At 43.2% G+C, this 7305-nt stretch carries 7 protein-coding genes; 1 reads left to right on the forward strand and 6 read right to left on the reverse strand.

Annotation, left to right across the window (positions count from 1 at the left end):
• Window positions 1–436: 436 nt before the first annotated feature.
• Window positions 437–1468, reverse strand: a complete 1032-nt coding sequence (locus IM322_RS20750) for an adenylate/guanylate cyclase domain-containing protein (RefSeq protein WP_502863778.1) — start codon at window positions 1466–1468, stop codon at window positions 437–439.
• 116 nt (window positions 1469–1584) lie between these two features.
• Window positions 1585–2286 (reverse strand): DUF3120 domain-containing protein, encoded by a 702-nt coding sequence (locus IM322_RS20755; protein ID WP_286825420.1) that lies wholly within the window; start codon window positions 2284–2286, stop codon window positions 1585–1587.
• A gap of 163 nt (window positions 2287–2449) precedes the next feature.
• On the opposite strand from IM322_RS20755, the gene IM322_RS20760 reads away from it, so the two are divergent.
• On the forward strand, window positions 2450–3118 hold the full coding sequence (locus IM322_RS20760; protein WP_287676033.1) for a hypothetical protein: 669 nt from the start codon (window positions 2450–2452) through the stop codon (window positions 3116–3118).
• A 178-nt stretch (window positions 3119–3296) separates the two neighbouring features.
• On the opposite strand, the gene IM322_RS20765 is transcribed toward IM322_RS20760, so the two are convergent.
• The 4 genes from IM322_RS20765 to IM322_RS20780 all read right to left on the reverse strand — a co-directional run.
• Window positions 3297–4058: a sulfite exporter TauE/SafE family protein gene (locus tag IM322_RS20765; RefSeq protein ID WP_286825422.1), complete on the reverse strand. Its 762-nt coding sequence runs from the start codon at window positions 4056–4058 to the stop codon at window positions 3297–3299.
• A complete protein-coding gene (locus IM322_RS20770) occupies window positions 4059–4610 on the reverse strand; it encodes a DUF2854 domain-containing protein (RefSeq protein WP_287077493.1) in 552 nt (183 codons plus the stop codon).
• A 134-nt stretch (window positions 4611–4744) separates the two neighbouring features.
• The gene (locus IM322_RS20775) at window positions 4745–6427 is read right to left on the reverse strand and encodes an alpha/beta hydrolase (protein WP_287676036.1); all 1683 of its coding nucleotides are present in this window, start codon (window positions 6425–6427) and stop codon (window positions 4745–4747) included.
• Window positions 6428–6488: 61 nt separating this feature from the next.
• A partial coding sequence (locus tag IM322_RS20780) for an RNA-guided endonuclease TnpB family protein (protein ID WP_287676035.1) occupies window positions 6489–7305 on the reverse strand: 817 nt, incomplete at its 5' end.

Genomic DNA, 7305 nt, shown 5'->3' on the forward strand with positions numbered 1-7305 from the left:
CAGGTGCAAGATTTTGAGAGAATCGTGCTTCAAAACCTTGCGTCTTCATCGGCCCGCGTCCTGTAGGGGCGAAGCATTCGGGCAATAACCTATCGGTGAAACCGTAGATTTTCTATCCGAATGCTTCGCCCGTACTTTTTGCCGCAAGCCCTAAGTAGGGTTTGCGGCAAAAAGTTTTTCGTGGGGGCAGGGTGTAGGGTTTTACCGATTTTCAGGTGGTCAACTACCTAATTTTCAGGGAAAAAGTACCTGAATTTTCCCCCTGATCACTCCCATATCCGGTACTTTTTGATTGACAAAAAGTCTAAAAGTCTTACCAAACAAGGTTTTTAGATTTATTCAGCAAGCTCTAAATAGAAGTTTCCTACTGTCTTTTCACTGATTACTGTTTACTGATCACTGATCACTGAAACGTCTCCCAACCCGCCATTTAATTTCAATCCTGAAAACCGACACTGCTGGCAAATCCTGTAATTCCGGTCATCTCCTCACTACTGTTGGCATCGAGGAAACGATCCAAGTCATCGAAAGCGGTTCCGTAGGTAATAGTGTTATCGTCGTATCCTTTCAGACTGACGGTATGTTGATCAAAAGCTTGGTGGAGATGGGGTAAACCGATGAGATAACTGTAGGTAGTTGTTCCGATGGCTAAATCCCTACCCATTTCTTTAGTAGCCGACTCTAAACGAAAAGCGGCGTTGACCGTATCGCCGATCGCCGTATAATCTGGATGTTCACCGCTGCCAGTATTGCCCACCATGGCATAACCGGTATTCACTCCCGCACCGATGCGTAATTTAAAGGGTAAGGGATATTCTTCGCTTAAGGCGCGGGTCATCTTGTATATTTGCGTAATTGCTTGGAAAATTTGCAAGATATCGTCTTGATTGACTTCCTGTTGGCCGTGAAACCAGATGGCCATGATCGCATCACCAATATATTTATCTACCCAACTGCCGGAACTGCGGATAATACTCCCGGCATGGCGAAACCAATTGCCAATCAGAGAAGAAAGCACTTTTTCGTCTAATTGCCTCGTTAAAGCCGTAAAATTTCGTATATCCACCACCATCACCGATGTTAAGCGACGTTCATGGAGGGCGGAGGTGGGGGTATCCCATTCTAAATTGCGCGGTTGCTTGCCTATATTACTGAGAGTAGGACGATAGAACTGCACTGCGGTTTTGCCAAAGGTGATCCGATCTTTGTCATGGATAGTCACGGGAATGGCTACCCTTCTGCCATTAACAAAAGTTCCATTGCGACTACCGAGATCGATCAGATAAAAATCTCCTGTTTCCGTGGATTGTAAAATAGCGTGATTGCGAGAGATACAGTGATCTTTAATGACGATATCGTTATCTTTGCCCCGTCCGATTGTCCAGCAAGGTCTCCCCACGAGAGGGAAAAAACGCTGTCCCTTCTCGGTATGGAGTAGTAAATAAGGATTTTGTCCTAGTATATCCACGGGTAGATCAGCAGTAATAGATGGGTGATGGTAACTACACATTTTATACCTCACATTCCAGACATTTTCATATATCTAAGTAGGTAGGTGGAAATGGGAATTAGCCAGGAAAACCCTTAGGCCAGAGAAGCGGTAATCCAAAATAAACCATCGACTAAAATTGTACTCAATACGGCTCCGCTAAATGCCCACCAATAGTATACCCGTTTTTGCAAAGGATAGATACCAATCGCTAAGAGCAGGTTGAGCAGCACGATCGCCCAACTGATGCCCCAGGGGGTCTGTATTTGGGCCAAGGCGTTATCAAATATTGGCGCTACTAGGTTGGGGTCTAGTTCCACGGTCATTAATTGTCGCCAGTAGGGAATTAGTCCCGTTAGATAGAAATATAGGTCGGTGATGGCGGTTCCTAACAAAGAACCGAGATAGAAAAGATTGCCCACTTTGCCGCGACCTTTGCATAATCCCCAGAGAACAAAGGGCAGCCCGATCGCTTCCATGGGAATATGGATCAAGGGTTCCCAACGCCACCAACCCCAGTACAGAGAACCGGCTAACCAACTCCAACTAAAGCCCAAAAGTAAATCCCCCCAAAGACTGATTTTTGCTTGTTTGAGCAGCCAAATCCCTAAACCCACCCAGAAAACGGTTAAACCTAGGCTAATTTCGGGATAGTAGCGCACTAGGGGCGCTTGTACGAACACGGGGACTGATACCAGAAATGCTGCTGTCCAAAAGACGGATTGACATTTTTCCCAGTTAGGGACTAGGGGTTTCAGGCGATCGGAATTGCTGGGGACTAGGGTAGAGTTGAGCAAAGGATTTCAGAATTGTTACAAAACTTTACTTATATTAAGATACATCATTCTCTTTCTACTATATCCCCCCTAGGGGGATTTGGGGAAATTAAAAAATTGTTTTTGGCAATGCGCTATCCTGTTAGAATCGAAACGACAGCAGCGATCGAGGAGTGCAAAAAATATGGCAGCGGGCTATGAAGAAAATCCGAGAATGCCCCTAGATAAAGTTATTTTTGTCATTGCTTGCGTCTATCTAGGTTGGGTGGTGGCATGGCTAATCAGTCAAAAAAATGCCCCTGTCTCTCAAAATGGCCCGATTTCCCAGGAAGAGCAAAAGTTTATCGCCTATCTGCAATCATCCCTTGCTATTATCGATCGCCAAGGTCAAACTTCATCCCCCGATCTTGATCCTGATCCCCAAAATAACCCTTCTCCGGTAGCCACAGTTCCACCACCACCCCCCGCGAATTTACCGGTTAATAATAGTCCCCAGATCATAGAAAGAATTTACGTTCCCGTTTATCCCCAAACTCCTCCAACTACCGCCAAACTTGTCCCGGTTACACCCCCAAATCCCGACATTTCCGCGCCACCATTACCGGCTGCCCCCCAAGTGAATCGGCCGTTGGCAGCGGTTATTCCTACCAATAATCAGGTTAAAAATACCCTGGTGGGGGTGATGGATTTAGGCGATCAATCTTCGGCTTTATTTGATAATAAGGGGATAACTATGCGTATTTCTCCGGGGGAATTTATCAACGGTTGGACTTTAGTGGAAGTTGGTAGTCAACAGGTTATTTTGTCTCGCAACGGGCAAACGAAAGTCTTAGAAGTGGGACAATCTTTTTAGGGTGAACTACCCGCTGGTCCAGATTGTCGGGGCTTCTGAACTCACGGGGGAATGCCTGAAGATAGACTTACGCCCACCTTGTGGATTTGGTATGATAGAGACAATTAGAACAGGTTTGAGAACTAGGAAAAAATCTATCAATCTCCATTAATAAAACACCTTATTGACAAACATTTTGTTAACGAAGAAAATAAACTGTAGCGGTAATAATACTCAGAATTACCACAGTCCAGCGCAGATAACTAGGAGAGATAATTCTAGCTAGTTTTCCACCCAATAAACCCCCAATTAAAGAGCCAATTGCTATCACTATCGCCGCCGACCAATATACCTGATTAGAAAAGAGAAAAAACCAAGATGCCGCCACGTTAACCACCAAAGAAAGCAACTGTTTTAAAGCATTTAATCTCGTGAGATTATCCTTGAGAAATAAGCCCAAAATTGCCAACTCAATCACCCCTAAACCCGCCCCAAAATAACCACCATAAATTGAAGCGAGAGCGATGGGTAAAACCGCCCAAATTTCTGGGATATTGCCCTTTTTATCTCCCTGTCGCCGCTGCAACCAAGAGCGTAAAGTATCTTGAAAAGCCAATAAAGCTGCCGCTAAAAGAATCAGAAAAGGAATCAGGCGATCAAATACTTGATCACTGCTATTTAACAGCAAAATACCACCGATAATGCCGCCAATAACTGCCGATGGTAGCAATAACTGAATCCGTTTTTGTTGCCCGTGCAGGTCTTTTTTTTGGGCGAGAGTTGCCCCCAGATAACCGGGGCATAAAGCGACGGTATTAGTCACATTTGCCATTACCGGTGGGATACCCACCGCCATCAGCGTCGGAAAAGTAATCAGACTACCGCCACCGGCAAGAGCATTAATTAAGCCGGCAGCCACGGCAGCGATTGCTAGGAAGCCATAGTGAATAGGTGTGAGCATTTAGGCGTTAGGGATAGTAATTAGGGCTAAATCAATTTTTTCCTCGTCAACTTGCTTAATTTCGGCTCTAATTCCCGGTCCAAAGTATCTTTCGATTTTTTCTTGTTTTGCCAGCCACTTTTCTAGGGGTAAAAGGGGCGATTCAAATTCTAGGGTGAGACAATAGGCGGAATCAACAGCAGTTTCACGAATTGCCACTAAAGTCGGTCTTTCCTCGTCCGTGGGGCTTAATCCCAGCTTTTCTAGGGCTTCATCCAGATGCACTTCTTGTCCGTAGCGATAGCGGGTGACATCCTTGCGAAGTTTGGTTTGGGTGATAGTAGCCTGTTGTTGGCGCAATTGCAAGATTTCGGGGCTAGTGGGTTGACTGAAGGGTATAGGTTTGATTTCTGAAGCTTTTAGGGCTAAACCTCCCAATAATAACGGTAATCCGTAGAAAAACCCCGCTAAATTGACCGTGGCGTTACCTTGGGCATAACCGATAATCCCGATAACCGTTAAAATACTGCCTAAAATTAAGCCAAAGTATGATAGTCTAATTTTCCTGAGCATGAAATAATTTTTTTCTTGAGTACGCTAATCCTTTAGAGATTATACAACTCAAAAGAATCTTTTTTGCAGATGGGCAGTGGGGAGATTTTTCAGTTATTAGCTACTGAAGGCAATTAGTGTCTATTGCCTATTGCCTATTGCCGATGTACTCGCAATTTCTCAATTAATTGAGATAATTTCTGGTCAGAAGCGGCAGTAATAAAGTCTAATTTAAACTTTTGTCCCTGACTGAGATATTCTGCATAACTAGACAGAAGAAAAGGACGAAACTTTTCATTATCAGCAATATAAACTTCAAAAAAAGCCACCAATAAAGCTCCCGTATAATTCTCGATTAAATTTTGATCGGGTAAAGTGATATTGACCACAGACTCGAGGGTTTTTTGCATTCCTGCATCCAATTCTGTAAAATTTACATGAGCTTGTCCCTCCACCATGGCCAGATATTTATCCGGCGTTTTTAACCAAGTAAAAGGAATGGCCTGTTCAAAAATTGGATTAGCTGCTGGGTCATAACTTCCGGAACCCAAGAGGACAGGAATCGAGATTTTACTTAAACCTTTTTCCCCAAAAATACTGCGGTTAACGGGATTAGCTGCAAAGACAGCCGTGACTCGTTCATCACGAAAATTATAGACCTGTCTAGGCAATTCTAGGGCGCGACATTCCAGTAAAATAGCGATATTAATCCCGGAGTAAGGACGATTACAATCTTGGGCGAGATTATCAAAATCAATTTGTGCGCCAGCAACAGCTAGAGACGCATAACCCCCGAAGGAATGACCCGCTACTCCCACATTAGTTAGGTCAAGTTTACCTTGAAATTGACTAGCATTACGTCTTGCTAATTCATCGATGACAAAGCTAATATCTTTGGGTCGATTAATAAACTCATTGCCATCAAAAATATTGCGATAATACCCCCCTAACATTCCTTGTAGGTATTGGGTATCACTGCCGGGGTGTTGCGGTGCCGCTACTAAAAATCCGTAGGAAGCTAGATGTTCAATTGCTTGGGCATAATCTTCTGGTCGCGAGGCTAATCCGTGGGAAAAAATAATTACAGGTGTTTTACCGTCTCGGAAAGTTTGCGGGATATAAACATTCACATATAAACTGCGATTGCGACTGCTATCGGTTAGGTTCCAAACTTCTTTTTTTACCTGAAAGCTACCGCGCTGACGCAAATCGGGTAAACTGGCATAATTAATCGCTGGTTTAACGGCAGCGGTTTCCTCGGCAGTCCAGAGGCGCATATCTTTGATAAATATTTCCGCCACATAAACCGCATAATCGATGGTTTTAGCTAATCCGAGGATTTCTTCCCCCTGTAACTGTATATTATTGGGGAATTTTTTCAGGACATTTAAAAGGGTTAATCCCCCCGGATCAAAAGCGGCACTAACAAGCGCACCCCGCAGGGCATATTTACCATTAATTCCCCCTTCAATGGTGATGCCTTTGCCCAAACGATAGAGCATATCAGCACCCATCACACTATTAAAAAAACGAGATAGTAAAATAGGATCGATGTCAATTTTTGTTAATAAAGCCTCACGAAACTTCTCTCTTGCTTCGGGAGTTGTTCTGGCAAGAAATCTTTTTAAATTAGCATCAATCTTTCCTTCTTTAGCAAAATTTTCTAGGGATGCTACCGATACAGAAAAGACGAGGGGAGTATAGACAAATTCAATTTCTTCAGCGGCTTTTAGGGGTAAAGCGGTCATACCCACAGCGAAAAGACTTAGGAGGAAAGCTCGCAGCCGACGGGTGGAATTATTTCTGGGAAAACGACCTTGTAAACTATGGCTAATCATGCGGTTTTTGGCTAGGGTAAATGACAATATGTGAACTACTCTCAAGATCGTTGAGAGCTTCCTATTTCACGGGGGATTGCCTCAAGACAGACTTACGCCCAGCTTTTGGTCTGACATCCCCTCTATAGGCAGTATCGCTAGTTCCTAACGACAATATCCGTAAGCTTTCATCTCGAATATTTATTGCCGCATTTATGTCACGATCATGGATTGTTTTGCAATGCTCACAAGTCCATATTCTAACATCAAGCGGCAAACTACCCACTTGATTTAGACAGACATGACAAGTTTTAGAACTAGGAAAAAACCTATCAACTTCGATATAGGTTTTTCCTTGCCATTCTGCCTTGTATTTAAGCATTGTACAAAACATTCCCCAACTACAATCACTAATAGCCTTAGCTAAATTATGATTGCGTACCATGCCTTTAACATTGAGGTTTTCTACAGCAATAACTTGGTTTTCGTTAACTATCTTACGGGATAGCTTGTGGAGAAAATCCTCACGACATCTTGAGATTTTAGAGTGAACTTTAGCTACTTTACCTCTAGCCTTTTGACGGTTGTTACTTCCTTTCTTTTTACGCGATAACTTTTGTTGTTTCCGTTTTAGATTACGTTGATGTTTAGCTAAATGTTTAGGGTTATCATATTTACTGCCATTACTGGTAATAGCAAAATGATTAAGTCCTAAATCGATTCCTATGGCTTTACCATCCGTTGATGTCGTCACGGAATCTAATCCGTCATCAACTAAAATAGAAGCGTAGTATTTACCGTCTGGGTTTTTTGAGATAGTAACAGTTTTAATTGTTCCTGCAAATTCCCGATGACGAACACAATAAACTAATCCAACTTTACCTGGTAATTTGAGGTAG

This window comes from Microcystis sp. M109S1, from assembly GCF_020247025.1.
GTDB lineage: Bacteria > Cyanobacteriota > Cyanobacteriia > Cyanobacteriales > Microcystaceae > Microcystis.